This is a genomic window from Cellulosimicrobium cellulans, assembly GCF_024124905.1.
Classification (GTDB): Bacteria; Actinomycetota; Actinomycetes; order Actinomycetales; family Cellulomonadaceae; genus Cellulosimicrobium; species Cellulosimicrobium cellulans_G.
On the sequence record NZ_JAMXST010000004.1, the window covers coordinates 468839 to 494696 of the forward strand.

Consider the following 25858-nt stretch of genomic DNA (forward strand, 5'->3'; position numbering starts at 1 on the left):
ACCGGTCCGAGGACGACAGGAGGCCGGCTCCCCGTGGGGAGCCGGCCTCCTGTCGTCAGCACGCCCGGGCGCGGAACCGACGGCGGCGAGCCGAGGACCGCGGCCCGTTCGTCGCGCGACGTCAGACGCCCGCGGCCTCCTTGAGGTCGTCGACGAACGTCGGGTTCGCCTCGAGCCAGGCCTGGACGGCCTCGGCCTCGTCGGCGTACTCGTCGGAGTTGAACATCATGTTCTCGAGCGAGAAGAGCTGCTCGTCGTCGAGGGAGAAGGCGCCGAACAGCTTGGTCAGCGTCGGGTAGCGCTCCTCGAAGTCGGACGAGCCCCACATGTGGATCTTCTCGGCCTCGCCGAGCGCGCCCTCGGGGTCCTCGAGGTCGCGGACGGGGAACTCGTCGTAGGCCCAGTGCGGGCGCCACAGCGTGACGGCGATGTTCTCGCCCGCGTCGGTCGCGCCCTTGAGCTCGGCGAGCATCGCGGGGGTCGAGGAGATGGAGTAGTCCATGCCCTCGAGCCCGTAGGTCGGGATGACCTGCTCCTGGGTGATCTCGGTCAGGCCGGCGCCGGCCTCGATCCCGACGAGCTTGTTGCCGTACTCGTCGGCCATGCCGGCGAGGTCCTCGAGCGACTGCGCGGGCGAGTCCTCGTTCACCGCGATGGTGAGCTTGGCGTCGTCGTACCAGTAGCCGAGGTCGGTGACCTGGTCGCCGTACTCCTCCTCGTACGAGGCGTGCGTGTAGGGGAGCCAGACGTCGAGGGTGACGTCGAAGTCCCCGCCGGCCAGGCCGGTGTAGACGACGCCGATGTCGGCGGTCTGGGAGGTGACGTCGTAGCCCTCCTGCTCGAGGATCGCGGTCCACAGGTGGGACACGGCGATGCCCTCGTCCCAGCCGGAGGGGATGCCGATGGAGACCGACGTCTCGTCCTCGCCGGTCGAGCCGCCGGCGTCCGAGCCGCCGGAGCCGGAGTCGGAGGCGCAGGCGGTGAGGGCGAGGCCGAGGACGGCCGAGGCGGCGACCGCGGTGGTGCCACGAGCGAACCGGCGGGTGCTGCGGGTGCGTGCGGGGGTCATGCTGTCCTTCCCTGGGTCCGGGCGGACCCGGTCGGTGTGCCCGACGCCGGGGGTGCGGCGGGCGGGTTCCCGGCGCTGCGGCCGGGCACGGTTCGGGCGCTCCTGAGACCGGCTCAGACGCGCTCGCTCAGACGCGCGCCGCGGCGAGGGCGCGCGAGACGGGGGCGCGGTTGCCGAGGGCGGACGTCACGCGGTCGAGGAACATCGCGAGGATGACGACGGCGAGGCCTGCCTCGAAGCCGAGCGCGACGTTGACGCGCTGGAGCGCGGCGACGACGTCGTTGCCGAGGCCGCCGGCGCCGACCATGCCCGCGATGACGACCATGGACAGCGACAGCATGATGACCTGGTTGACGCCGGCCATGATGGTCGGGAGCGCGAGCGGGAGCTGGATCTGGCGCAGGATGCGGCCCGGGGTCGCGCCGAACGCCTGGCCTGCCTCGACGACCTCCTTGTCCACCTGCCGGATGCCGAGCTCGGTGAACCGCACGCCCGGCGCCATGGCGAAGATGATCGTCGCGATGATGCCCGGGACGGGTCCCGTGAGGAAGATGACGACGGTCGGGATGAGGTAGACGAAGGCCGGCATGGTCTGCATGAAGTCGAGGACCGGCCGCACGACCGCGGAGACGCGGTCGTTGCGCGCGGCCCAGATGCCGACCGGGATCGCGACGACGAGCGCCAGGACGGCGGACAGCAGGACGAGCGCGAGGGTGTCCATCGCGTTGTCCCACTGGTCGACGCCGGCGATGACGACGAAGCCGACGAGCGAGCCGAGCGCGAGCTTCCAGCCCTTGGCGAGGAGCGCGAGGGCGGCGAGCGCGAGCGCGACGACCCAGAACGGCGGGCTCGACAGGATCGTGTCGAGGCCGTCGTAGATGCCGACGAGCACGTCCTTGACGAAGCGGAAGAGCGGCCGGAACGTCGTGGTCATCCAGTCGACGAACGTGTCGACCCACTCACCGAGCGGGATGCGGGGGACGAGGGTGTCGTTCACGCGGCACCTCCCTCGGTCGTCGGGTGGGCTCCCACGGCGGCGTCCTCGACGGTCTCGTCCTGCACCGCGGGCGCGCCGAGGTCGATCTCGCCCGTGCGGGGCTGCTCGGTCGGGACCATGGCCTCGAGCAGGGTGACGCGCGGGACGACGCCGACGAGGCGGCCCTCGGCGTCGGTCACGGGCACGGGGAGCGAGGACTCGGCCGCGGGCGCGAAGATCTCCGCGAGGGGCGTGTCCGGGGAGACCGGGGCGACGCCGTCGTGCACGAGGTCCCCGATGCTCTCCTTGCCGGCCTTGAGGGCGGCGACCGCGTCGTCGTCGCGCACGACGCCGTGCAGCACGCGCTGGCGGTCGACGACGTACGCGGCCGAGACCTGCGCCTCGCGCATCGCGCGGCTCGCCTGACGCGGCCCGCCGCTGACGGGCACGACGACCGCGGGTCGCACCATGACGGACGACGCGGTGAGGACGCGCGTCCGGTCGACGTCGGCGACGAACTGCGCGACGTAGTCGTTCGCGGGGTCGGACAGGATCTGCTCGGCGGTGCCGATCTGGACGATCCGGCCGTCGCGCATGACGGCGATGCGGTCACCGAGGTGCATGGCCTCGTTGAGGTCGTGCGTGATGAAGACGATCGTCTTGCCGAGGCGCTGCTGCAGGTCGAGGAGCTGCTCCTGCATCTCGCGCCGGATGAGCGGGTCGAGCGCGCTGAACGCCTCGTCCATGAGCAGGACGTCGGTGTCGGCGGCGAGCGCGCGGGCGAGGCCGACGCGCTGGCGCATGCCGCCCGAGAGCTGCGACGGGAGCGAGTCCTCCCAGCCGCCGAGCCCGACGAGGTCGAGCGCGGTGCGGGCCTTCTCGCGGCGCTCGGCCTTGCCGACGCCCTGGATCTCGAGCGGGTACGCCGCGTTGTCGAGCACCGTGCGGTGCGGCAGGAGCGCGAAGTGCTGGAACACCATGCTCACGCTGCTGCGTCGCAGGGCGCGCAGCTGCTTGGCGTCGGTCGCCGCGAGGTCGGTGCCGCCGACCACGACGTGCCCGGCCGTCGGCTTCCACAGGCCGTTGAGCATGCGGATGAGCGTGGACTTGCCGGAGCCGGAGAGGCCCATGACGACGAAGATCTCGCCGCGCCGGACGTCGAAGCTCGCGTCGATGACGGCGGCCGTGCCGAGCGCCTTGACGTCGTCACGGGCCGCGCCCTGCTCGAGCCGGCGGATCGCCTCGACCGGCCGACGGCCGAAGACCTTGTAGACGTCGCGCACGGAGACGGCGACGTCGGTGGGAGGAGGGGTCGACGGTGCGGGGGAGCCGACCGTCGTGTCGCTGCTGTCGGGCGGGGTGATGCTGGGAGCGGTCATGCGGGCGGGTCTCGCCACCTTCCGTGCGGGGACCGGCACGCCCCGCGCGAGGACGGCGCCAGAGGATTCCGGCGGCGGCGTCTCGGGAGCGTGGCACGCGGCCGTGATCGCGTCGCGGTCGGACGCCCGAGGGCGACCTCCGCGCTCGGCGCGCAGCGGGCCACATGCTGGTCCGACGTCAATCGGTACTCCAGCACCCTGCCTGATTCGAGGGTCAACTTCTACCTACGACCCCGGGATCGGGGACTGTTCCAGGACGATTCTTGACCCATCATCGTTGGAACGGTGCGGATGCCGACGGATCGTGGATCGTTATCTCTTTGTGATCTTGAGATGGTCAAGCATTCGTGTTACGCGCGCGCCCGGGCGCGCGCGCTGGACGAACGGTGCGGCGAGCCCGGGGCGCCGTGCTCGCCGGGGCCGGGCGGCGCCGTCGTCGGTAGGCTGGGACCGGGTGGGCTGCGGTCCCGCCCGGCGCGGACGGGAGCCCCCAGCGCAGCCACCGGCCGGCCAGTCGGCCAGCCACCGGCAGGACCGGTACCACCGGCCCGACCGGCACCGAGAACGCACAGGAGAACCATGTCCACCACAGCGCCAGCCCCGACGACCGGCACCTCGGGAGCCGCTCCCGGCTTCGACGAGGTCCCCGGCCGCTACAAGGTCCGCGACCTGTCCCTCGCGGAGGCGGGCCGTCACCAGCTCCGTCTCGCGGAGCACGAGATGCCCGGCCTCATGGCGCTGCGCGCCGAGTACGGGGAGTCGCAGCCGCTCGCGGGCGCCCGCATCGCCGGCTCGCTCCACATGACCGTGCAGACCGCCGTCCTCATCGAGACGCTCGTCGCGCTCGGGGCGCAGGTGCGCTGGGCGAGCTGCAACATCTTCTCCACGCAGGACGAGGCCGCGGCCGCCGTCGTCGTCGGGCCCCACGGGACGCCCGACGACCCGCAGGGCGTCCCGGTGTTCGCGTGGAAGGGCGAGAGCCTCGAGGAGTACTGGGACTGCACCGAGCAGATCCTCCTGTGGCCCGGCGACGAGGCGCCGAACCTCATCCTCGACGACGGCGGCGACGCCACGATGCTCGTCCACCTCGGCCTGCAGTACGAGCGCGCGGGCGTCGTCCCGCCCGACACGCTGCCCGGCGAGCCCGACCACACGCACGAGATGAACGTCGTGCGCGCCGTGCTGCGCCGCGCGCTCGAGGCCGACCCCCTGCGCTGGACGACGATCGCCCAGGCGATCCAGGGCGTCACCGAGGAGACGACGACGGGCGTGCACCGTCTCTACCAGCTCGCCGAGGCGGGCGAGCTGCTCTTCCCGGCGATCAACGTCAACGACTCGGTCACCAAGTCGAAGTTCGACAACAAGTACGGCATCCGCCACTCGCTGCCCGACGGCATCAACCGCGCGACCGACGTCCTCATGGGCGGCAAGGTCGCGTTCGTCGCGGGGTACGGCGACGTGGGCAAGGGCGCTGCGGAGGCGTTCCGCGGCCAGGGCGCGCGCGTCATCGTGTCCGAGGTCGACCCGATCTGCGCGCTCCAGGCCGCGATGGACGGCTACCAGGTCGCCCGGATCGAGGACGTGCTCGGCGAGGCGGACTTCTTCATCACGACCACGGGCAACAAGGACGTGATCCGCGCCGAGCACCTCGTCGCGATGAAGGACAAGGCCGTCGTCGGGAACATCGGGCACTTCGACAACGAGATCGACATGGCCGGCCTCGCCGAGGTGCCCGGGGTGACGCGCACCGAGATCAAGGCCCAGGTCCACGAGTGGACGTTCGCGGAGCCCGGCCCGGGCGGGCAGCCCGCGGGCCGCTCGATCGTCGTCCTCTCCGAGGGGCGCCTGCTCAACCTCGGCAACGCGACCGGCCACCCGTCCTTCGTCATGAGCAACTCGTTCTCCAACCAGGTGATCGGCCAGATCGAGCTGTTCCAGGACGCCACGTCCGCCGCGCGCGAGGGCCGCGAGCGCTCCTACGCCCGCCAGGTGTACCGCCTGCCCAAGGTGCTCGACGAGAAGGTGGCGCGCCTGCACCTCGACGCGCTCGGCGTGCGGCTCACCGAGCTCTCGCCCTCCCAGGCCGACTACCTCGGCGTCCGGGTCGAGGGCCCGTACAAGCCCGAGCACTACCGCTACTGAGCGCCGACAGCCCGCTCGCGCCACGAGGAGGTCGCATGGACCAGTCGCCCGACGAGCGTGGCCCCGTCGCGCCCCCGCCCACCGCGGGCCGGGGCGCGACGGGACAGGTCGGCCCGCAGGCCGACGGCGAGCCCGCGGGCCCGCCCCCGGGCGTCCGTCCGCTGTGGCACCGGGTCGGTGACCGGTGGGAGCGCGAGCCCCCGCACGACCTGCTCTACGGCGCGATCGTCGCGGGGTTCGTCATGGCGGTGTCCAGCGTGCACGCCCCGACGGGCGACCGCGTGGTCGTCGCGACGGGCCTCGTCGCGGTCGGGTACTGGCTCGCGCACTGCTACGTCGACGCGGTCAGCGGGCGGTTCCGCGACAGCGGTCACTCCCTGTGGGACCGCACCCGCGCGGCTCTCCGCCTCAACGTGGGGGTGCTGCTCGGTGCGGTCCCCGGGATCGTGGTCTACCTGGTCGCGTACGCGTTCGGCCTCGACGTGGAGGACGCCGCGCTCGTCGCGGTGTGGTTCACCGTCCTCCTCCTCGGCGTCGTCGGCTTCCTCGCCGCGTACCGGGCGGGTGCCCGGGGCGCACGGCTCGTCGGGGAGACGCTGCTCGCCGCGGCGTTCGCGGGCGTGGTCATCGGCGTCAAGTACCTCCTGCACTGACCCGGACGGCGTGGTGACCGTGCCGGCGACCGCTCGACGGGTCGCCGCGCCGGGGCGACACGGGGGATGTCCCCACCCCGGCGCGGCGGACGCCACCCTGTCGCCGTGACCGCGGCTCGCCGAGACTGGCACCATGACTGCCGTGACCCCTGACCAGCCGAGCGTCGTGCCGACGGGCGACCCGCCGTCGGGCACCCCGACCCCGGGTGCGGCCCACGGCCCCCTGGCCCCGACCGTCCCCGCGACGGGGGATGCGCCCACGGGCGTCGCAGCGGCGGACGCGACGACGTTCGCCGGCACGCAGCCCGACCCCCGGTACGTCGACCACCGCGAGCGCGTGGCGTTCGCGGGCGCGCCGTTCCACCGGCAGACGTGGCGCGCGTACGGATACCTGTGGCTCGCGATCCTCCTCGCGCCGTTCGCGTTCACCTACGGGCTGTTCGCGGTGGTCTTCCTCGTGGCGATGCTGGTGCCGGTCATCGGCCTCGTGGTCGCGGGGTGGGTCGTGGTCGGCGGGCGGGGCTGGGGCTCGATGTACCGGTCACTGGCACGCTCGGCGCTCGGCATCGACGTCGCCGCCCCCGCGCCGTACGTCCGGCGGCGCGGTTTCTGGAGCACCCTGTGGGGCGGCATCGGCGACGGGACCGGCTGGCGGGCCGTGCTCTTCCTCGTCGTCACGTTCCCGCTCGCGATCGTGTCCTTCGTGGTGAGCACCGTCTTCCTCGCCGTGGGGCTCGGCGGCACGACGCACTGGATCTGGTCGCGCTGGCTCCCCCTGCAGCAGGCGAGCGACGGGTCGTGGCACCGCGGCGCGTCGTTCGGTGTCGACTGGTACGTCGACACCCCGGTGCGCCAGCTCGGCCTCGTCCTGGTGGGGCTGCTCTTCCTCTGGCTCTGGGCGCAGGTCACGCGGGGCTTCGCCCAGCTCTTCCGGGCGCTCACCGTGGCGCTGCTCGGCCCGACCCTCTCGAGCCTGCGCGTCGCCGACCTCGAGGAGTCGCGCGGCCGCACCGTCGAGGACGCGGACGCCAAGCTGCGCCGCATCGAGCGCGACCTGCACGACGGCACGCAGGCCCGCCTCGTCGCCGTCGCGATGCAGCTCGGGGAGGCCAAGGAGCAGCTCGCCGGGGGCGGCGACCCGGGCGAGGCGCTCGAGCTCGTCGACCTCGCGCACTCGTCGACCAAGGAGGCGCTCGTCGAGCTCCGCGAGCTCGCGCGCGGCATCCACCCGCCCGCGCTCGACAACGGGCTCGCCGTCGCGCTCGAGACGCTCGCGGCACGTTCGCCGCTCCCGGTGACGGTCGACGTCGACCCCGCCGTCGAGGCGTCCGGCCGGCTCGCGCCGGCCGTGGAGTCGATCGCGTACTTCTGCGTGGCCGAGCTCGTCACGAACGCGGTCAAGCACGCGCGGGCCACGGGCGCGTACGTGCTCGTCGAGCGGCAGGGGAGCGGGCGCGGCGCGCGGCTGCGCCTGCGGGTGCGCGACGACGGCCAGGGCGGCGCGCGCGTCGTGCAGCCCGGGTCCGACGGCCAGCGGTCCGGCCTCGCGGGCCTCGCGGAGCGCGTGCGCTCCGTGGACGGCTCGTTCGAGCTCACCAGCCCGGTCGGCGGCCCGACGGTCGTCACCGTCCTCCTGCCCGTCCGGGTCTGACGTGCGCACGGACCACCGTGTCCTGCCCGAGCGGGCGGGCGCCGTCGGGCACGATGTCCCCGGGGCATCCCGCCCGCCGGGGCCGTCGCACTGCCCGCCCGACCGGAAGGACACCATGCGGCTCGTCATCGCCGAGGACTCCGCCATCCTGCGCGACGGGCTCGTCGCGCTCGTCACCCGCCGCGGACACGAGGTCGTGGCCGCGGTCGCGGACGGCGACGAGCTCGTCGCGCGGGTGGCCCGGCTCGCGGCCGAGGACGCGCTGCCCGACGTCGCGGTCGTCGACATCCGGATGCCTCCGACGTTCACCGACGAGGGCCTGCGCGCCGCCCTCGCGCTGCGCGCGACGCACCCCGACCTCGGGGTGCTGCTGTTCTCCCAGTACGTCGAGACGCGGTTCGCGAGCGAGCTGCTGACGGGCGGCGCTCGCGGCGTCGGGTACCTGCTCAAGGACCGCGTCGCCGACGTCGGCGAGTTCGTCGACGCGCTCACGCGCATCGCCGCCGGTCAGACCGTGCTCGACCCCGAGGTCGTCAGCCAGCTCATGGGCGCCTCGCGGTCCGACGACGGGCTGGCGCGCCTCACGCCGCGCGAGACGGAGGTCCTGGAGCTCATGGCCCAGGGGCGCTCGAACTCCGCCATCGCGGAGGCGCTCTTTCTCTCCTACGGCGCGGTCGAGAAGAACGTCACGTCGATCTTCGGCAAGCTCGGCCTGCCCCAGGACGCGGGCGACCACCGGCGCGTGCTCGCCGTGCTGCGCTACCTCAAGGTCTGAGCGGGGCGGGGGACAACCCCCGCCGGACCGGGTGGACCGCCGCGCCGGGGTCGGGGGACCGTCCCGTACCGGGACGAACGGGATGTTTCGAGACTGGTGAGCACCGGGGATCCTCCCGGGCTCGCCGACCTTGGAGCATCCCGTGGCCGTCCTGTCGCCGCCGCCGTCCCCGACCCGCGCGCCGTCCCGCGCGCGCCCCGTCCCCGCCCGACCGGCGTCCGCGGGCGGGCCGCACGCCCGCCGGGACCGACCGCCGTCGGGCGCCGCCCGGACGCCCGGCACCGCCCCGCTCCCCGGAGAGGACGGGCCGCGCCGACCTCGACGCGACGTGTTCGTCGACGCCGTGCGGGCCCTCGCGACGCTCAGCGTCCTCACGGTGCACTGGCTCATGGCGGACGCGACGTGGGACGGCGAGCACCTGCGCATCGGCAACGCCCTCGCGCACGGCGCCGGCTGGACCGTCACCTGGGCGCTGCAGGTCCTCGCGCTCCTGTTCTTCGCCGCCGGGGCCTCGGCCGCGTACGGGCTGCGGAGCGGGCCCGACGGCGGTCGCGCGCCCGGGCTCGCGGGCGCCGGGCGGGTGGTGGCGCGCCCCAGCGTCCTCGCCGACCTCGCAGCGGGAGCACGGCTCGCCGGGCGGCGCGTGCCCCGGCTCCTGCGGCCCGTCGGGGTGTTCGTCGGGGCGTGGGTCGTCGCGATCGGGGTGCTGCTCGCCGCCGGCCTGCCGGGGGACGCGGTCCGCTCGCTCGCGACGCTCGCGCCGCAGCTGCTGTGGTTCCTCGCGGTGTACCTCGGCCTCGTCGTGCTCACGCCGCTCCTGCGGCGCGCGCTGCACGCCGCGGGCTGGTGGACCGTCGGCGCGCTCGTCGCCGCGCCGCTCGCCGTCGAGGCGCTCCGCTTCGGCGCCGGGGCGGAGCGCCTCGCGCTCGTCGACGTCGTGCTCGTGTGGGCCGTCCCCTACGCCATCGGGCTCCTGTACGCCGACGCGCGCTCGGGGACGCGGGTCGTGCGGCGGGGGCGCGTGGTGCCCGTGGCCGTCCTCCCGCGGCCGCTCGTGCTCGTCGGGGTCGCGCTCGCGTCGGCGGCGCTCGCGGTCCTGCTCGTCGCCGTCGGGCCGTATCCGGTGTCGCTCATCGGCATGCCGGGCGACGCGATGTCGAACCTCGGGCCGCCCACGGCGCCCGTCGTCCTGCACGCGGTCGCCTTCGTCGCCCTCGCGCTCGCCGCTCGAGGACCGCTCGTGCGCTGGGCGGACGGGCGTGGCCGCGCCGTCGTCGCGGGCCTCGCCCGACGGTCGATGACCGTCTACCTGTGGCACCTCACGGCGATGATCGTCGTCGTCGGGACGGTGCTCGTGGCGCTCGGCCAGCAGCTCCCGGCCCCGGGGAGCGCCGACTGGTGGGCGAGCCGCCCGGTCTGGTTCGGCGCCTTCGCGCTCGTGCTCCTGGGGATCTCCCGCGTGGTGGGTCGCTTCGAGGACGCCCGCCCCGCGCGACGTGCCGGCGCCGCAGGGGCCTCGGGACCCGCGGGGCGCTGACACCGTGCGCGGGCGTCGGCGTCAGCGCGTGGGGTCGGGGATCGAGTAGGGGAGCCGGTGCAGCAGCTCGGCCTGCTCGCGGGCGAGCGCCTGCGCGCGCTGCGCCGTCGCCCAGTCCCGGTCGCGCCGCTCGGCGAGCACCGCCAGGAGGAACGTCTCCGGGTGCGTGCCGGGCGGCGGGCCGGGCGCCACGTACCGCTCGACCTGTCCCGCGAGCTCCTGGCCGAGCCGCGCCCGCGACGCCGGGTGGAGCGTGTTCGACCGCGCCAGGAACTGCCGCGCGGCGAGCGCGAGACCGTCGGGCAGGCGGCGCATGTCGGCGTGGGACGCCCACGCGGCGAGGTACGGCGGCATGACGAGCGGGGCGAGCGTCGGCCGCCCGCCCCGTACCCGGATCGCGTACGTCCCCGCCGCCATGTCGCCGAGGCGCTTGCCCTTGTCGTTCGTCAGCGACGCGACGAGCGCGACGGAGCCGAGCGTCAGCCAGATCTCGCCGATGCCGACCAGCGCGCGCAGGAAGGCGTGCCGGAAGCGGACCGGGCCGCCGTCGTCGCGCACGACCCGGATGCCCAGCGCGAGCTTCCCGAGCGAGCGCCCGCGCGACAGCGTCTCCACGGTCGTCGGGACGACGACCATGACGAGGACGGCGAGCGCGATCCCGATGGCCGGGGCGAAGTCCGGGTCGACCAGCTCGAGCGAGCCCGACGTCGCGAAGAGCAGCGCGAACAGCGCGACGAACAGCGTGAGCATGTCGAGGAAGAGCGCGAGGCCGCGGGTGACGAACGACGCCGGTCGTGCATCGAGGACCACGCCCTCGCCGATCAGGATGCCGTCCCGCACGCTGCTCCTCGCCCTCGCTCCGTCACGGGTCCGTGCCCGCGCGCCGGTCGGCGCACCGGCGGCACGCCCTGTGTGGCAGGGTATCGGTCGTGGACCTCGACGCCTTCACCGACGTGCACCGCGCGCAGTGGGACCGCCTGGAGACCCTCACCTCGCGGCGCACGCTCGACGGCGCCGAGGCGGACGAGCTGGTCCGGCTCTACCAGGCCGTCGCGACGCACCTGTCGACCGTCCGGTCCGTCGCGCCCGACCCCGTGCTCATCTCGCGCCTGTCCGTGCTGCTGGGCAAGGCCCGCACCCGCATCGCGGGGGCGCACGAGCCCGCGTGGCGCGACGTCGTGCGGTTCCTCACCGTGTCCCTGCCCGCCGCCCTGTACCGGATCCGATGGTGGTCGGTCGGCGTGACGGTCGCGTGCGTCGTCGTGGCGCTCGTCGCCGGGGTCTGGGTCGCGACGACGCCCGAGGGGCTCGCGTCGATGGGCCCGCCGAGCGTCCAGGAGAACTACGTGAACGAGGCCTTCGCGTCGTACTACGACCCCGGGCTCGACTTCGCGACGGTCGTCTGGACCAACAACGCCTGGATCGCGGCGCAGTGCATCGGGCTGGGGATCACGGGGATCTTCCCCGCGTACGTGCTGTTCTCGAACGCCGTGGCCATCGGCTCGACCGGCGGCATGATGGCCGCGCACGGCGAGCTGGGGCTGTTCCTCCAGCTCATCGCGCCGCACGGACTGCTCGAGCTCATGTCGGTGTTCGTCGCCGGCGCCGCAGGGCTCCGCATCTTCTGGGCCTGGGTCGATCCCGGCCCGCTCCCGCGCTCGCGCGCGCTCGCCCAGGAGGGCCGCGCGCTCGTCACCGTCGCGATCGGGCTCGTCATCGCGCTCGCGATCTCCGGGGTGATCGAGGGCTTCGTCACGGGCTCGACCATGCCGTGGTGGCTCAAGATCGTCATCGGCGCGATCGCGCTCGCCGGGTTCTGGGTCTACACGATCGTGCTCGGCCGTCGTGCGGTGGCGGCCGGGGAGACCGGCGACCTCACCGCCGACCACGCGGGCGACGTCGCCCCGGTCGCGGCCTGACGGTTCTTCCCCGGCTCCAGCCTCCCGGCTCCTCCCCGGCTCTGGGCTCCTCGGCTGCCGGCCATCGGCTCGGGGCCGGGGAGTCGTGAGGGGGTCAGTCGTGCACGACGACGCGCGCCCGCGCACCCGGCCACGCGCACCGGACCCAGTCCTCGGCTCGCGCGACGACCGCGTCGCGCACGCCGGGCTCGCGGAGCCGGTCCGCGGGGGAGCGACGGACGTCGGCGCCGCCCAGCCCGCCCGCGCCCGTGCCGCGTCCGGCCGCGTCGCCCGCGGGTCCGTGCAGCGGGCGCACCTCGACGTGCACGACGTCGCCCGCAGCCTCGTCGGGCGAGGTCGCCCCGGTCGTCGCCCGGCTGGGGGCGGACGGGGTGGTCGGGCGCGCCGTCCACGCCCCGGCCACGCGTCCGTCGACGAGCACCGTCGCCGCGACCTGCCCGTTGATGCTCACGACGCTCTTGACCGGCACGTCGCCGAGGATCCGCGTCCGGTCGTCGTGCGCGAGGACGAGGTTGTCGAAGTCGCCCGCGAGGACCGTCGGCACGGGCGCGTCGCCGGGCGGGCGGGGCGCGTCGGGGAGGTCGAAGAGCTCCTTGCCGTCCGGGCCGGTGAACGTCACCAGCTCGGGACGCAGCACCTCGAACGCGGCCTTGAGCCGGGTCAGGCCCGACCACCGCTGCGCGTCGACCACGGAGGCCGGGCCGAACGCCGCCAGGTAGCGCCGCACGAGCCCGACGCGGGTCGCGAGGACGGCGTCGGGGTCCGTGTCGTGCGCGACCGCGTCGAGGACCGGGTCGGAGCGGCCCAGCCAAGCCTGCGCCGTCGTCCACGTGGTGGTGGTCCCCGGCCCGCTCGCGCCCCAGAGCCCGCGCGGCGGCACCTGGACCAGCGGCAGCAGGCAGCGCGCACCGTACGCGAGGTGCTTGGGGTCGACGTCGGGCCACCGCACCGCGAGGCGCCTGCCGAGCTCGACCGAGGTGAGCGGCTCGTCGAGCAGGTCGCGCGCGACCTCCTCGAGGTCGTCGAGGTCCACGTCCGCGAGGGCCGCGCCGTGCTGGTTCTTCGCCCGCAGGTACGCGGCGAGCGTCGGCCGCACCAGCGCCGTGACCCCCAGCGCGTCGTCCGCGGCGACCAGGTGCACCGTCCCGCGCAGCGCGCCCACGCGCACGACCGCACGGTCGGTGAGCAGCGCGCCCAGGTCGTCGGGCGCGAACGCCGCGAGCCGCGACCACAGGGCGGGGTACGGCGACGACGGCACCTGCGACTGGAGCCCCACGAGATGCCGCACCTCGTCCAGCACCGACGCCTCGCAGGGGGCGTCGAGGTGCTGGCGCGCGAGCAGCGCACGGTTGAGGTCGTCGTGGCTCAGCCGCGGCCCGAACCGCCCGTCGCCCATCGGCGGGTCAGGACAGCACGATCGCGAGCGCAGGGATGAGGAACGTCGCGAGGAGCGCCGCCACGACGATCATCGCGACGCGACGGTTGCGCCGTGCGCGCTGTCGGGGATCGGTGGGCTGCCAGGCCACGGGGTACTCCTGAGCTCGGTGGAACGACCCGCACGACCCTACCTCGCGGTCGGCGGCCTGGACGTCAGAGGCGGCCGGCGGCCTTGAGGGCGAGGTAGGTGTCGGCGAGGCGGGGGGCGAGGTCGTCGGGGAGGGCGTCGACGACCTCGACGCCGCGCTGGCGCAGGACGGTCGTCACGGCGGCGCGCTCGATCTCCCCGCGGGCTGCCGCGGCGGCGTCGTACGCCTCGGCGGTGCCGCTGCGGTCGGCACGCAGGGCGGCGACCTCGGGGTCGCCCGCGGCGGCGAGCACGACCTGGTGCTTGGCCGTGAGCTGCCCGACGACGGGGAGCAGCCCGGTCTCGACGGCGGCGGGGTCGAGGGTCGACAGGAGCACGACGAGCGCACGCTGCGACAGGCGCTCGTGGACGGTGCCGACGAGTCCCGGCCAGTCGGTCTCGAGGAGCGCGGGTTCGAGCGGTGCGAGGGCGTCCGCCATGGCGGGCATGAGGCGCGGGCCGGCGGCCCCGGCGACGCGCGAGCGCACGGTGCGGTCGTACGCGACGAGCTCGACGCGGTCGCCCGCGCGGCCGGCGAGCGCGGCGAGCAGGAGCGCGGCCTCGATGCTCGCGTCGAGGCGCGGCTCGTCGCCGACGCGGGTCGCGGACGTGCGGGACGTGTCGACGACGATGAGCACGCGCCGGTCGCGCTCGGGACGCCACGTGCGCACGACCATGTCCCGACCGCGGGCGGACGCGCGCCAGTCGATCGAGCGGACGTCGTCGCCGAGCACGTACTCGCGCAGCGAGTCGAACTCGGTGCCCTCGCCGCGCACCTGCACCGCGGCGCGACCGTCCATCTCGCGCAGGCGCGCGAGCCGGCTCGGCAGGTGACGGCGGGACGCGAACTCGGGGAGCACGCGCAGCCGGCCGGGCACGGTGATCGAGGCCTGGCGCGCGGCGAGGCGCAGCGGGCCGAACGAGCGGATCGTGACCCGGTCGGCGACGCGCTCGCCGCGACGGGTGGGCACGAGGACGGTCGTGACGCGCGTGGCCTCGCCGGGCGGCAGGTCGACCGGGTGCCGGTTGACCTGGGTCCCCGCGGACGGCGGCCACGCGTCGCGCACGAGCGCGCGGAGCCGCCGGGGCGCGAGGTTGGTGAGGGTGAGGCGCGACGTCGTCGTGTCGGTGAGGCGGACCGAGCCCGGGACGCGCCGCTCGATCGCGACGCGCCGCGGGGACGCGGCGAGCGAGGCGTCGAGCGCGCACAGCGCGACGACGAGCAGCGTCCACACGAGCACCGTCCCCGGCACGGGGAACAGCAGCACGGGGACGATCCCGAGCGCCGTGAGCACGACGGCGCGCCACGTCAGGGCCACGTGCGACGCCTCAGCGGGGGACGGGGACGGACGCGAGCACGGTGTCGAGCACGCTCTCGGCGGTCACGCCCTCGAGCTCGGCCTCGGGCCGGAGCTGCACGCGGTGGCGCAGCGTCGGGTGCGCGAGGGCCTTGACGTCGTCGGGCGTCACGTAGGAGCGGCCCGAGAGCCAGGCCCACGCGCGCGACGTGGCGAGCAGCGCCGTCGCGCCGCGCGGGGACACGCCGAGGGACAACGAGGGGGAGTGGCGCGTCGCGCGGCACACGTCGACGGCGTAGCCGAGGACCTCGCGCGCGACCTGGACGCGCGCGACCTCCGCGCGCGCCCGGTCGAGCACGTCGCGCCCGGCGACGGCGCGCACGCCCGCGCCCGCGAGGTCGCGCGGGTTGAAGCCGGCAGCGTGGCGGGCGAGCACCTCGACCTCCTGCTCGCGCTCGGGCAGGGGCAGCACGACCTTGAGCAGGAAGCGGTCGAGCTGCGCCTCGGGCAGCGGGTACGTTCCCTCGTACTCGACGGGGTTCTGCGTCGCGATGACGAGGAACGGGTCGGGCAGGGGGCGCGGCGTGCCGTCGACCGAGACCTGCCGCTCCTCCATGGCCTCCAGGAGCGACGCCTGGGTCTTGGGGGGCGTGCGGTTGATCTCGTCGGCGAGCAGCAGGTTCGTGAAGACGGGGCCCTCCCGGAACGAGAACTCGGCGGTCCGCGCGTCGTACACGAGCGAGCCCGTGACGTCGCCGGGCATGAGGTCGGGCGTGAACTGCACGCGCTTGGTGCCGAGGTCGAGCGACGCGGCGAGCGTGCGCACGAGCAGCGTCTTCGCGACGCCGGGCACGCCCTCCAGCAGCACGTGGCCCTTGCACAGCAGCGCGATGAGCAGGCTCGTCACGGCTCCGTCCTGCCCGACGACGGCCTTGCCCACCTCGGTGCGCACGGCGGCGAGGGCCTGGCGCAGCTCGGGGGACGGCGCGGGCGGTGCGTCGTGCACGGGTGCCGGCGCGGGGACTCCCGGCTGACCGTAGGCCGCCGGGGGAGCGGCGGCGTCGCCGGGCGCCGTGACGCCCGGGCCGTGCGGTCCGGGCTCGTGACCGGGGGCGCCGGCGGCCGCGCTCACGCGGTCGGCGACGCTCGGGTCCTGGGTGTACGGCTGCTCCTGGTGCGGTGGCGGCGCGTAGCGGTCGGGCTGCGGCACGGAGCCGTCGGGGTGGTGCGTCACGAGTGGTAGACCTCGCTCTCGATCCGGTCAAGGTGACGCGCGAGCTCGAGCAGCGCCGCGTCGTCGGCGGGTGGTGGTCCGTACAGGAGCTGGGCGACCTGCTCGCCCGGGCGGCCCGTCGCGCGGGCGACCGCGTCGACGAGGGCGGGCGCGTCGGCGGAGCGCGGGAGGCCGAGCCGGTTCGCGAGCCGGTCCGCGGAGCTCGCGCGCAGCCCGGCGGCGGCGTGCCCGCGCGCTCCGGCGCGCCGGTAGAGGCGGCCGCGGCCGCGCGTCGTCTCGGCCGCGCGCACGACGACCGGCAGGTCCTCCGTCACGAGCCGGCCGAGCCGGCGGCCGCGCCACAGCGCGACGACGAGCGCGACGACGAGCACCTGGAGCGCGACGACGCCGAACCACGGCGGGAGGGAGAGCGCCGGGGTCTGCTCGTCCTCGCCGCCGCCGAGCGACGTGTCGAACGGGTCGGGCACGAGCCACACGAGGCGGTCGTGCGCACCGAGCGTCCACAGGGCGAGGGCGGCGTTGCCGTCGTCGGTGACCGAGTCGTTGCGCAGGACCGCGGCCGTGTCGACGGCGCGCACGCTCCGCTCGTCGGTCTCGTGCACGAGGTAGGCGCCGATCGACGGGTCGTCGGCGGAGGGGAAGCACAGGACGGTCGTCCGGTCGAGCGCGTGGAAGCCGACGCCGTCCGAGCGCAGCGCCCCGGCCGCCTCCGCGGCCGGGTCGTCGCAGCGCGCCGACCGGGCGGACGACCCCGACCCCCAGTCGTAGGCGAGCTCCGCGCCGCCGTCGGTCGCGGACGAGAGCAGGACGTCGGGCGGAGCCACCAGGACGAGGTCGGTCGGCGTGCGGACGAGCGCGTCGACCTGCTCGTCGAGCAGGAAGTCGCCCTGCGCGACGAGCAGGGTCCCCCCGTCCGCGGACGCCGCGACCGCGTCCGCGACCGTCGTCACGTACGTGATCTCGACGCCCCGGTCGCGCAGCACCTCGGCGACGGCGCGCGCGCCGTCGGGGCCGGGGTTGTCGGGTGCCAGGGGCGTCGCCGAGGTCGTGGGGCGTGCGATCGCGGACAGGCCGGCGAGCACGAGGAGCGCGACGACCACCGCGACGGGCCAGCGGGCGCGTCGCCACCGGCTCCGGGCCCGCGACCCGGCGGTCGTGCCGTCGCCGACGACGGGCACGTACGCCGTCGTGACGGCCCGGGTGCCGTCCCTGGACGGGGGCGCGGACGTCGTGGTGCTCATGCGTCGTCACCGCCCGGGGCCGGCGCGGCCGTCGTCGCGAGCTCCGGCCGCAGGGCGGGGCGCGTCGCGAGGGTGCGCTCGTCGAGCGCCCGCAGGAACGCGTCCGCCTCGGGCCCGACGGCTGCCTTGCCGTACGCGACGTCGTCGAACAGGTGCGCGCCACGGGCGAGCCCGTCCGCGACGTCGGGCACGCGCTCGCCCGCGGCCTCGGCGGCCTCCCACGCGGTCCGCCCGGGACGGGCGTCGAGGACGGCCCGCTCCTCGAGCGAGCGGACGACGGCGCGGAAGCGCTCGAGCGTGGCGGTCGCCCAGTCGGCCCGGGACGCCGCGGCGTCGGCCGCCGCGCGCATCTCGGCCGCGGTCCGCGCGTCGTCGTCCTGCACGACGACGGACGACGTCGCCCGGCGCGACAGGCGCACCGGGCCCGCGACCCAGTAGGCGATGCCGGCCACGAGGAGCACGACCGCGACGACGAGCACCGCGGTGAGCGGGCCGCCCAGGTCGATCGTGGGTGCGCCGTCGAAGAGCCCGAGCAGCCAGTCGAGGAACCGCTGCAGGAGCGACGGCTCCGTGCGGTACTCGGGCTTCGCGAGCTCCTCGACGAGCCACCGGCGCGCCTCGTCGGCGTCCGGCTGCACGGGCACGTCGGCCGCGAGCGACCGCAGCGTCATGCCGGCGGCTGCGCGTTCGCCGCGGCGGCGAGCTCGACGTCCAGGCCCTCGCGCCGCATGCGCACGTCGATGTAGAGCAGCGCCACGACGCTCCCCAGGAACAGCGTCATGACGATCGTCGAGAGCGCGACGCCGAGCGCCAGCAGGGCGTTCGCGACGAAGCCCTGGCCGGCGGCGAGGAGGAACGTGCTGACGATGCTGAACGGCGAGACGACGATCTGCACGACGACGTACATCGCGACGTAGGCGAGCAGGTAGATGCCGAACAGGCGCCAGAAGCTGCCGCGCGTCAGGAGCCACGAGCGCCGGACCGTCGCCCAGAACGGCTGGCCCTCGAGCGCGAGCGCCGGCGGGACGAGCCCGGTGCGCGTGCCCACCCAGACGGCCAGCACCAGGAGACCCGGGAGGGCGACGACGAGCAGGACCACCCCGAGCCCGGTCGTGGCGGCGAAGCCGAGGGCGACGAGGAGCACGACCAGCGCGACGGCGACCGCCCACGCGAGGCCCAGCAGGAGCGAGAAGCCGATGAGGAACCACGCGCGGCGGCCCACCTGGGCCCAGACCTCCCCGATCGTGGCCTTGCGCCCGATGACGGACTGCCCGATGGAGACCGTGAGCAGCCCGCTGACGATGGGGGTCGCGAGGCTCGTCGTGAGCCCGGTCCCGAGCGTGCTCGAGTAGAGCATCGCGAAGTCGTTCTCCATCCCGCCGAGCCCGGACTCGCTGGGCAGGGAGAGGAAGAGGTCCGCGAAGTAGCCGGAGAACGCCCATCCGAGCAGCGCCCCGATGACGGTCGCGACGACGACGACGAGCGTGCTCATGCCGAGCATGACGCGCGGGTTGTGGCGGATGGCGCCGAACGCGCCGTCGAAGATCTCGCCGAGCGACAGCGGACGCAGCGGGACGATCCCCGGCTTCGCGGCGGGCGGCACGTAGGGCGCGCCCGCGAACCCGGCGGGCGGACCGTAGCCGGGGGCGCCGTACTGCTGCTGGCCGTACTGCTGCTGCCCGTACTGCCCTTGGCCGTACTGCCCCTGCCCGTAGGCCGGCTGGCCGTACCCGCCCGGAGCCTGCGGCTGTCCGGACGACGGCTGCCCCCACCCGCCGGGTGCGGCGGGCGCGGGCGGCTGGTCCGCCGTCGGGACCTGGCCGGGCCCGTACCCGGGGGCGTACTGGCCGTACTGGGGCTGCGGCGGCTGCGGGGCGGTGCTGCCCGGCGCACCGTAGCCGGGTGCGCCGTACGCGGGGGCTCCCCAGCCGCCGGCGTCGTCGCCCGGGGTGGGGCCGACGGGCGTCGTCGGACCGGGTGCCGCCGTCGGGTCGGGCGTGGCACCGTCCGGCGTGCCGGAGGTGTCGGGTGTGCTCATGTGCTCGTGGTCCCCCGGGTCGGCTCGGGCGTCGGTCCAGGCCGCCGTGCGAGGATCGGGCGACGGCGGCGAGGCCACCCTAGTACGCGGCCCTGCACGACGGCGGTCGCGGCCCGCCGCGTCCCACCGGCACGCGCGGCTGCACGACGGGTCGGCACGAGGTGGCGGGTCGGGTTCACCCGCGCCGGGGGCGCGGGGCCGCTCCGAGCCGCGGCCCGTCGATGGCAAGATGTCCGCATGAAGGTTCGTGTGCTCGTGGTCGACGACGACACCGCTCTGGCCGAGATGATCGGGATCGTCCTGCGCTCCGAGGGATTCGAGCCCGTCTTCTGCGCCGACGGCGACCTCGCGCTCGAGACGTTCCGCAGCACCCAGCCGGACCTCGTGCTCCTCGACCTCATGCTCCCGGGCAAGGACGGCACCGAGGTGTGCCGCCTCATCCGCGCCGAGTCGGGCGTGCCCGTCATCATGCTCACCGCGAAGAGCGACACGGTCGACGTCGTGCTCGGTCTCGAGTCGGGCGCCGACGACTACATCTCCAAGCCGTTCAAGCCCAAGGAGCTCGTGGCCCGCATCCGCGCGCGCCTGCGCCGCACGGAGGAGCCGGCCCCCGAGCACCTGTCGATCGGCGACGTCGAGATCGACGTGACGGGCCACCGCGTCTCGCGCGGCGGCGAGCAGGTCTCGCTGACCCCGCTCGAGTTCGACCTCCTCGTCGCGCTCGCGCGCAAGCCGTGGCAGGTCTTCACGCGCGAGGTGCTCCTCGAGAAGGTCTGGGGCTACCGGCACGCCGCGGACACGCGCCTCGTCAACGTCCACGTGCAGCGCCTGCGCTCGAAGATCGAGCACGACCCGGAGAACCCGGAGATCGTGCTGACCGTCCGCGGCGTCGGGTACAAGGCGGGCGCGACCCGCACGTGAGCGCGACGGCCGGCTCCACCGACGGGCGCTGGCGGGGGCTCTGGCGCCGGGTCCGACGCCGCGCGCGCGCCACGGCCCGCCGCGTCGTGTGGCGCTGGCGCTCCTCGATGCAGCTCCGCGTCGTCACGTCCGCGCTCGTCGTGGGCGTCCTCACCGTCGGCGCGCTGGGCGCGTACCTCACCGACGCGATGCGCGACGGGCTCTACGAGCGGCGCGCGGACGAGGTCGACCTGGAGAGCGCGCAGTCGACGCAGCAGGCGCGCAACACGCTCGACGCGTCGCCCGCGGCGAACGCGACCGAGGCGCAGTCGCTGCTGTTCGACCTGTTCTCGATGCTGCAGAGCACGGGCTCGTCGCGCGACGTCTTCCTGTGGCAGGCCGGCGGGTCGAGCACCGTCGGGTTCCTCGACCTGTCGACGAACCCGCAGCTCACCGACCTCGTCACGCCTGAGATGCGCGCGGCCACGGTCTCCGCGGACGGCGAGCAGTACCTCCAGTCGGTCGCCATCCCGGTCGACCCGGCGGACCCGGACTCGCCGGTCGTGCCGGGCATCGTCGTCGGCTCGACGGTCGAGGTGCCCGTCGCCGGGACCTGGGAGCTCTACTACCTCTACGACCTGAGGGCGGACCAGGAGACGCTGCGCTTCCTGCAGTCGGTCCTGCTCGTCGGTGCGCTCGTGCTGCTCGCCCTGCTCGTCGGCATCACCGCGCTCGTCACGCGCCAGGCCGTCCTGCCCGTGCGGCAGGCGGCGACCGTCGCGGAGCGCCTCGCCGACGGTCGCCTCGACGAGCGGCTCCCGGTCAAGGGGCACGACGAGATGGCGTCGCTCGCGCACTCGTTCAACGAGATGGCGCAGGGGCTGCAGGAGCAGATCGGGCGCATGGAGGAGCTGTCGATGCTCCAGCGCCGGTTCGTCTCCGACGTCTCCCACGAGCTGCGGACGCCGCTCACGACGATCCGGATGGCGTCCGAGGTGCTGTACTCCTCGCGCGAGGACTTCGACCCCGTCTCGAGGCGCTCGACCGAGCTGCTGCAGGCCCAGCTCGACCGGTTCGAGGACCTCCTCGCGGACCTGCTCGAGATCAGCCGGTTCGACGCGGGCGCCGCGGTCCTGGACGCCGAGCGGCGCGACCTGCGCGACGTCGTCAACGCCGCCGTCGACCACGCCGCCCCGCTCGCCGAGCGCAAGGGCGTGTGGCTGTCCGTCCACCTCGGGGACGAGCCGGTCACGGCCGACATCGACCCGCGTCGCGTCGAGCGCATCGTCCGCAACCTGGTCGTCAACGCGATCGAGCACGCCGAGGAGCGGCCCGTCGAGATCACGGTCGAGGGCGACGGGCACGCCGTCGCGATCGCGGTGCGCGACCACGGCGTCGGCATGACCCCGGACGAGGTCCAGCACGTGTTCGACCGCTTCTGGCGCGCGGACCCGGCCCGCGCCCGCACGACCGGCGGGACGGGCCTCGGCCTCGCGATCTCGCTCGAGGACGCGCACCTGCACGGCGGCTGGCTCGAGGCGTGGGGTCGTCCCGGCCGCGGCGCGAGCTTCCGGCTCACGCTCCCTCGGCGCGCGGGCATCCGGCTCCAGTCCTCGCCGCTGCCGCTCGTCGCCGAGGCCGCCGTCGGCCGCGGTCTCCCCGCCGAGTGGAGCGCGACGACCCCGGTCGTCGAGGACGTCGAGGGGACGGCGGGTCCTGCCGACCTCCCGTCGGTCACGGGCGGCATCCCCGTCGTCCTGCCGCGCGACCACGCCGGGCACCCCGGCCGAGGGGCCGAGCCCGGGACCGGCGACGAGCACCTGATCGGCGACGACGTGCGGGAGGCGCGATGACCACCACCGGGACCCTGCACGGTCGAACCCTGCGGCGGCGGGCCGGGCACGCGCTCGCCGCCGGGCTCGCGACGGCGCTGGTCGCCGCGCTCGGCGCGTGCGCCTCGATCCCGATCTCCGGGCCCGTCACGGAGGGGCAGGCCACCCCCGAGGACCCGGGCCAGCCGTTCGTGAGCGCCGCGGCCCCGATCCGGGACGCGTCGCCGACCCAGATCGTCCAGGGGTTCCTCGCGGCGCAGGCCCAGGGCGCGCGGAGCTCGTTCGACGTCGCCTCGGAGTTCCTCACGTCCGAGGTGCAGGAGGAGTGGTCGCCGCTCGCGCAGGTCGCGATCCTCGCGGGAGAGCCGGAGCTCGTCGTGGACGAGTCGACGCTCGAGGACGGGGTCACGACGGTCCGCACGACCGCGGAGCTCACCGGCACCGTCGACGAGCACGGCGTCTACACCGAGCAGGCCCCCGGGCAGACGATCGAGATCTCCTACGGGCTCGTGCGCGACGACGACGACCAGTGGCGCATCGACGCCGTCGACGACGGCCTGACGATCACCGAGGCAAACTTCGCGCAGACGTACAAGCAGGTCAACCTCTACTTCCCGACGGTCGACCGCGCCTACCTCGTGCCCGACGCGCGCTGGTTCCCGAGCCGCAACTGGCAGGCGCTCGCGGTGCGCGAGACGCTGAACGGTCCCTCGGAGTGGCTCGCGGGCTCCGTGGCGACCGTCGCCCCCGAGGGCACCGCGCTGAGCATCGACTCGGTCCCGCCGGGCGAGGGCGCCGTCATCGTGCCGCTCAACGAGCCCGTGACGGAGGCGCCGCCCGCCGACCGCGCCCTCCTCCTCGCCCAGCTCCAGGCGTCCCTCGGAGGACGCGTCGAGATCACGATCGGGGTGGGCGGGTCCACCCTTTCCGCGGACGAGGTCCCGACCATCGGCGTCGCGACCACGCCCGACGATCCCGTCGTCCTGTCCGGGGACCAGATCATGAGCCTCGAGGGGCGCACGACCAAGGCGGTCGCGTCCGCCGCGCCGCTCACCGGGCTCCAGCCCACGGCCCTCGCCTTCCGCGGACGGTCCTCCGACGCGACGTACGTGGTCCGCGACGGGGGCGGCCGCATCGTCACGGCGCCCACCGCGGAGTCCGGGCCGACGACGCTGCTCACGGGGTCGAACCTCCTCGCGCCGACGATCGACCGCTTCCAGTACCTGTGGAGCGGGCCGCAGGTGCAGGCGGGCACGCTCCAGGTCGTCGACCTCCGCGGGGCGGGGTCCGACGCGGCGGTCTCCACGGTCGCGGCCCCCTGGCTCGAGGGCCGCACGATCATGTCGGTGCGCGTGGCGCCGGACGGCGCGCGGGTCGCCGTCGTGAGCGACGCCGGGAGCGGGGCGCAGATCCAGGTCGCCGGCATCGTCCGCGACGAGGCAGGTCGCCCGACCCAGCTCTCGGAGCCGGTCCGCGTGGGGCAACCGGTGGTCGCCGCCACCCAGGTCACGTGGGTGGACCGGGCCCTGCTGGGGGTGCTCGGCCGCACCGTCGGGACGGCGGACCCCGTCGTGCAGCGCGTCCCCGTCGGTGGGCCGACGATGGCCTCGTCGCCGGTCGAGGACGCCGTGTCCCTCGCCTCGGCGACGGGCATCGCCACGACCCTCGTCGGGACCAGCGACAGCAGCCTCTACGCGGCGGGCACCTCGACGCTCTGGACGAAGGTCGCGACCGAGGTGCGCCTGCCCACCTACCCCGGCTGACCGGGGCCTCGGCTCGCCCTCGTCGGGGCCCGACCACAGGCCCTGGCCCCAGGACCCGACGCCGGGCGCCGGTCCGGGGCGCGGGCCGTCGTCGTCCACAGGGCTCGCCGCCGCACCCGCGCGCAGGCCGCGCCCCGGGCATGCTCGTCCGGTGCTCCTCCGTGCTCTCGACGACGTCACGCGCCTCGTGCTGCCGGTCGCGTGCCCGGGGTGCGACCGTCCCGACGTGCGGTGGTGCCGCGACTGCCTCGCGCCGCTGGGCGCACCGCTGCGGCGCCGCGAGCAGGCGGCTCCCCGCCTCGACCGGCTCGACGGCGTCGCGCCCCTTCCTGTCTGGGCCCCGGCGCACTACGCCGGCCCGGTGCGCGGCGTGGTCGTCGCCTGGAAGGACCGCGGGCGGGCCGACCTCGACCGCCCGCTGGGAGCCGTCGCCGGACGGGCGGGTGCCGACCTGGGCCAGGCCCTCGGCGCCCGTCCCGGCGCCCCGGCGGGGCCGGTCCTCGTCGTGCCCGCGCCGACGTCCGCCGCCGCGCGCCGGGCCCGCGGGCGCGACCCCGTCGTCGTGCTCGCGCGGGCGGTCGCCGCGGGTCTCGCCACCGCGGGGACGCCGGCGCGGGCCGTGCCCCTGCTGACCCAGCGGGGACTGGTCCGCGACCAGGTCGGGCTCGGCGCGCGGGCGCGCGGTGCCCGCCTCGGGGCGGTCGGCCTCGCGGCGGGACCCGTGACCGGGCGCCGGGCGCGGGCGGTCGTCCAGGAGCGGTTCGCGTGCCTCCTCGTCGACGACGTCCTCACCACCGGGGCCACCCTCGCCGCGTGCGAGACCGCCCTCTCCCGCGCCGGGATGCCCGTGCTGGGAGCCTTCGTGCTGGCCGCGACGCCCGCGCCGTCGACGCGTCGCCGGGCGTCGGGGGAGGCGGGTGGCGCCCGTCGGACGGGCGGGGCCGAAGGTCCTCCGGTTCACCTCCCGTTGGTGCTGCCGACACCCCGGGGCGCGGGTTAGTCTGAGGGCCAGTCGCCGCGGACGACGGAGGTGCAGGGCACGTCCGACGCCGCGCGAGCGTACCGAGCGCGCGGCCTCGCGCCGCAAGGAGGTGGTAGCCCACCGCACCCGGGAACGGGTGCTCCTACCGAATCCGAACGAGGCGCTCGGACGCATCGAGCCGGGCGCCGCACAAGATCCTCGCGGAGGCTCACATGGAGATCGTCGTCGTCGGCAGGCACACGGAAGTGGCAGACCGCTTCCGCCGGCACGTGGAGGACAAGCTCGCCAAGGTCCAGCAGCTCGCGCCGACGGCGCAGCGCGTGGACGTCGAGGTCACCCACGAGAACAACCCGAGGCTCTCCGGAGTTCGCGAACGCGTCGAGCTGACCGTGCGCGCCAAGGGACCCGTCGTCCGTGCCGAGGCTGCGGCGGACGACCGGTTCGGCGCCCTCGACCTCGCGATGGACAAGCTCGCCGAGCGCCTGCGCCGTGCCCGCGACCGTCGCAAGGACCACCGCAACCACACCGTCGTGCCGCCCGTCGACGTGCGCCCCTACGACCCGGCCACGCACGCCGCACCCCCGCCGCCGGCGCCGACCGCGCCCACCGCGCCCGGGGAGGCCGTCGAGACCACCCTCGGCGACTCGCCCGTCGTCATCCGGCAGAAGCTGCACTCCGCGGAACCCATGACCGTGGACGACGCGCTGTACGAGATGGAGATGGTCGGCCACGACTTCTTCCTCTTCGTCGACGTCGAGACCTCGCGCCCGTCCGTCGCCTACCGGCGCCGCGGCTGGACGTACGGGGTCGTCGCGCTCGACACGTCCTGCGACTGCGCCGACGCCGCGGTCGAGAAGACCGCCTGACCCTCGCCGACGCGCCCGGACCCTCCTCGGGTCCGGGCG

The 25858-nt window shown here is 75.2% G+C and carries 22 protein-coding genes; 11 read left to right on the forward strand and 11 right to left on the reverse strand.

Annotated elements, in window-relative coordinates; translation table 11 throughout:
• Positions 1-121: 121 nt before the first annotated feature.
• The 3 genes from NHH00_RS14250 to NHH00_RS14260 form a co-directional block, all read right to left on the reverse strand.
• A complete protein-coding gene (locus tag NHH00_RS14250; RefSeq protein ID WP_253053227.1) occupies positions 122-1069 on the reverse strand; it encodes a glycine betaine ABC transporter substrate-binding protein in 948 nt (315 codons plus the stop codon).
• A gap of 127 nt (positions 1070-1196) precedes the next feature.
• Positions 1197-2066, reverse strand: a complete 870-nt coding sequence (locus tag NHH00_RS14255) for an ABC transporter permease (RefSeq protein ID WP_253053229.1) — start codon at positions 2064-2066, stop codon at positions 1197-1199.
• Positions 2063-3424, reverse strand: coding sequence for a quaternary amine ABC transporter ATP-binding protein (locus NHH00_RS14260; RefSeq protein ID WP_253053231.1), 1362 nt, complete (start codon positions 3422-3424; stop codon positions 2063-2065). Before NHH00_RS14260 ends, NHH00_RS14255 begins: the two co-directional genes overlap by 4 nt.
• 579 nt (positions 3425-4003) lie before the next feature.
• Between NHH00_RS14260 and ahcY the strand changes: the two genes are divergently transcribed.
• The 5 genes from ahcY to NHH00_RS14285 all read left to right on the forward strand — a co-directional run bounded on the left by ahcY (position 4004) and on the right by NHH00_RS14285 (position 10182).
• Positions 4004-5566, forward strand: coding sequence for an adenosylhomocysteinase (gene ahcY / locus NHH00_RS14265; RefSeq protein WP_253053233.1), 1563 nt, complete (start codon positions 4004-4006; stop codon positions 5564-5566).
• A 35-nt stretch (positions 5567-5601) separates the two neighbouring features.
• Complete coding sequence (locus NHH00_RS14270; RefSeq protein WP_253053235.1) at positions 5602-6219, forward strand: hypothetical protein; 618 nt, start codon at positions 5602-5604, stop codon at positions 6217-6219.
• A 133-nt stretch (positions 6220-6352) separates the two neighbouring features.
• Positions 6353-7870 carry a sensor histidine kinase gene (locus NHH00_RS14275; RefSeq protein ID WP_253053237.1) on the forward strand — a complete coding sequence of 506 codons (1518 nt, stop codon included), beginning with the start codon at positions 6353-6355 and terminating at the stop codon, positions 7868-7870.
• 115 nt (positions 7871-7985) lie between these two features.
• Complete coding sequence (locus NHH00_RS14280) at positions 7986-8645, forward strand: response regulator transcription factor (protein ID WP_253053239.1); 660 nt, start codon at positions 7986-7988, stop codon at positions 8643-8645.
• A 142-nt stretch (positions 8646-8787) separates the two neighbouring features.
• Positions 8788-10182: an acyltransferase family protein gene (locus NHH00_RS14285; protein ID WP_253053241.1), complete on the forward strand. Its 1395-nt coding sequence runs from the start codon at positions 8788-8790 to the stop codon at positions 10180-10182.
• A 21-nt stretch (positions 10183-10203) separates the two neighbouring features.
• Here NHH00_RS14285 and NHH00_RS14290 read toward each other — a convergent pair whose 3' ends face one another.
• The gene (locus tag NHH00_RS14290; protein WP_253053243.1) at positions 10204-11022 is read right to left on the reverse strand and encodes an RDD family protein; all 819 of its coding nucleotides are present in this window, start codon (positions 11020-11022) and stop codon (positions 10204-10206) included.
• Positions 11023-11111: 89 nt separating this feature from the next.
• Between NHH00_RS14290 and NHH00_RS14295 the strand changes: the two genes are divergently transcribed.
• Positions 11112-12101, forward strand: a complete 990-nt coding sequence (locus NHH00_RS14295) for a stage II sporulation protein M (protein WP_253053245.1) — start codon at positions 11112-11114, stop codon at positions 12099-12101.
• A 94-nt stretch (positions 12102-12195) separates the two neighbouring features.
• Here the strand turns inward: NHH00_RS14295 and NHH00_RS14300 are convergent, their stop codons facing one another.
• The 7 genes from NHH00_RS14300 to NHH00_RS14325 all read right to left on the reverse strand — a co-directional run bounded on the left by NHH00_RS14300 (position 12196) and on the right by NHH00_RS14325 (position 19476).
• Positions 12196-13497: a winged helix DNA-binding domain-containing protein gene (locus NHH00_RS14300; RefSeq protein WP_253053247.1), complete on the reverse strand. Its 1302-nt coding sequence runs from the start codon at positions 13495-13497 to the stop codon at positions 12196-12198.
• 7 nt (positions 13498-13504) lie between these two features.
• A complete protein-coding gene (locus NHH00_RS20770) occupies positions 13505-13627 on the reverse strand; it encodes a hypothetical protein (protein WP_255318720.1) in 123 nt (40 codons plus the stop codon).
• Positions 13628-13691: 64 nt separating this feature from the next.
• A complete protein-coding gene (locus NHH00_RS14305; RefSeq protein WP_253053249.1) occupies positions 13692-14984 on the reverse strand; it encodes a DUF58 domain-containing protein in 1293 nt (430 codons plus the stop codon).
• A gap of 10 nt (positions 14985-14994) precedes the next feature.
• Positions 14995-15969 (reverse strand): AAA family ATPase, encoded by a 975-nt coding sequence (locus NHH00_RS14310; protein ID WP_253053701.1) that lies wholly within the window; start codon positions 15967-15969, stop codon positions 14995-14997.
• Between the two features lie 224 nt (positions 15970-16193).
• On the reverse strand, positions 16194-17438 hold the full coding sequence (locus tag NHH00_RS14315) for a DUF4350 domain-containing protein (RefSeq protein WP_253053251.1): 1245 nt from the start codon (positions 17436-17438) through the stop codon (positions 16194-16196).
• The gene (locus tag NHH00_RS14320) at positions 17435-18109 is read right to left on the reverse strand and encodes a DUF4129 domain-containing protein (RefSeq protein WP_253053253.1); all 675 of its coding nucleotides are present in this window, start codon (positions 18107-18109) and stop codon (positions 17435-17437) included. Before NHH00_RS14320 ends, NHH00_RS14315 begins: the two co-directional genes overlap by 4 nt.
• The gene (locus NHH00_RS14325; RefSeq protein WP_253053255.1) at positions 18106-19476 is read right to left on the reverse strand and encodes a DUF7544 domain-containing protein; all 1371 of its coding nucleotides are present in this window, start codon (positions 19474-19476) and stop codon (positions 18106-18108) included. Before NHH00_RS14325 ends, NHH00_RS14320 begins: the two co-directional genes overlap by 4 nt.
• A 237-nt stretch (positions 19477-19713) precedes the next feature.
• On the opposite strand from NHH00_RS14325, the gene mtrA reads away from it, so the two are divergent.
• The 5 genes from mtrA (at position 19714) to hpf (ending at position 25819) form a co-directional block, all read left to right on the forward strand.
• Positions 19714-20397: an MtrAB system response regulator MtrA gene (gene mtrA, locus NHH00_RS14330; RefSeq protein WP_253053257.1), complete on the forward strand. Its 684-nt coding sequence runs from the start codon at positions 19714-19716 to the stop codon at positions 20395-20397.
• Positions 20394-22229 carry an MtrAB system histidine kinase MtrB gene (mtrB, locus tag NHH00_RS14335; protein WP_308202315.1) on the forward strand — a complete coding sequence of 612 codons (1836 nt, stop codon included), beginning with the start codon at positions 20394-20396 and terminating at the stop codon, positions 22227-22229. Before mtrA ends, mtrB begins: the two co-directional genes overlap by 4 nt.
• Positions 22226-23971, forward strand: coding sequence for an LpqB family beta-propeller domain-containing protein (locus tag NHH00_RS14340; RefSeq protein ID WP_253053259.1), 1746 nt, complete (start codon positions 22226-22228; stop codon positions 23969-23971). The genes mtrB and NHH00_RS14340 overlap by 4 nt, the downstream gene beginning before the upstream one ends.
• Before the next feature lie 151 nt (positions 23972-24122).
• Complete coding sequence (locus NHH00_RS14345; protein WP_253053261.1) at positions 24123-24971, forward strand: ComF family protein; 849 nt, start codon at positions 24123-24125, stop codon at positions 24969-24971.
• Positions 24972-25165: 194 nt separating this feature from the next.
• On the forward strand, positions 25166-25819 hold the full coding sequence (gene hpf, locus NHH00_RS14350; protein ID WP_253053263.1) for a ribosome hibernation-promoting factor, HPF/YfiA family: 654 nt from the start codon (positions 25166-25168) through the stop codon (positions 25817-25819).
• Positions 25820-25858 lie beyond the last annotated feature (39 nt).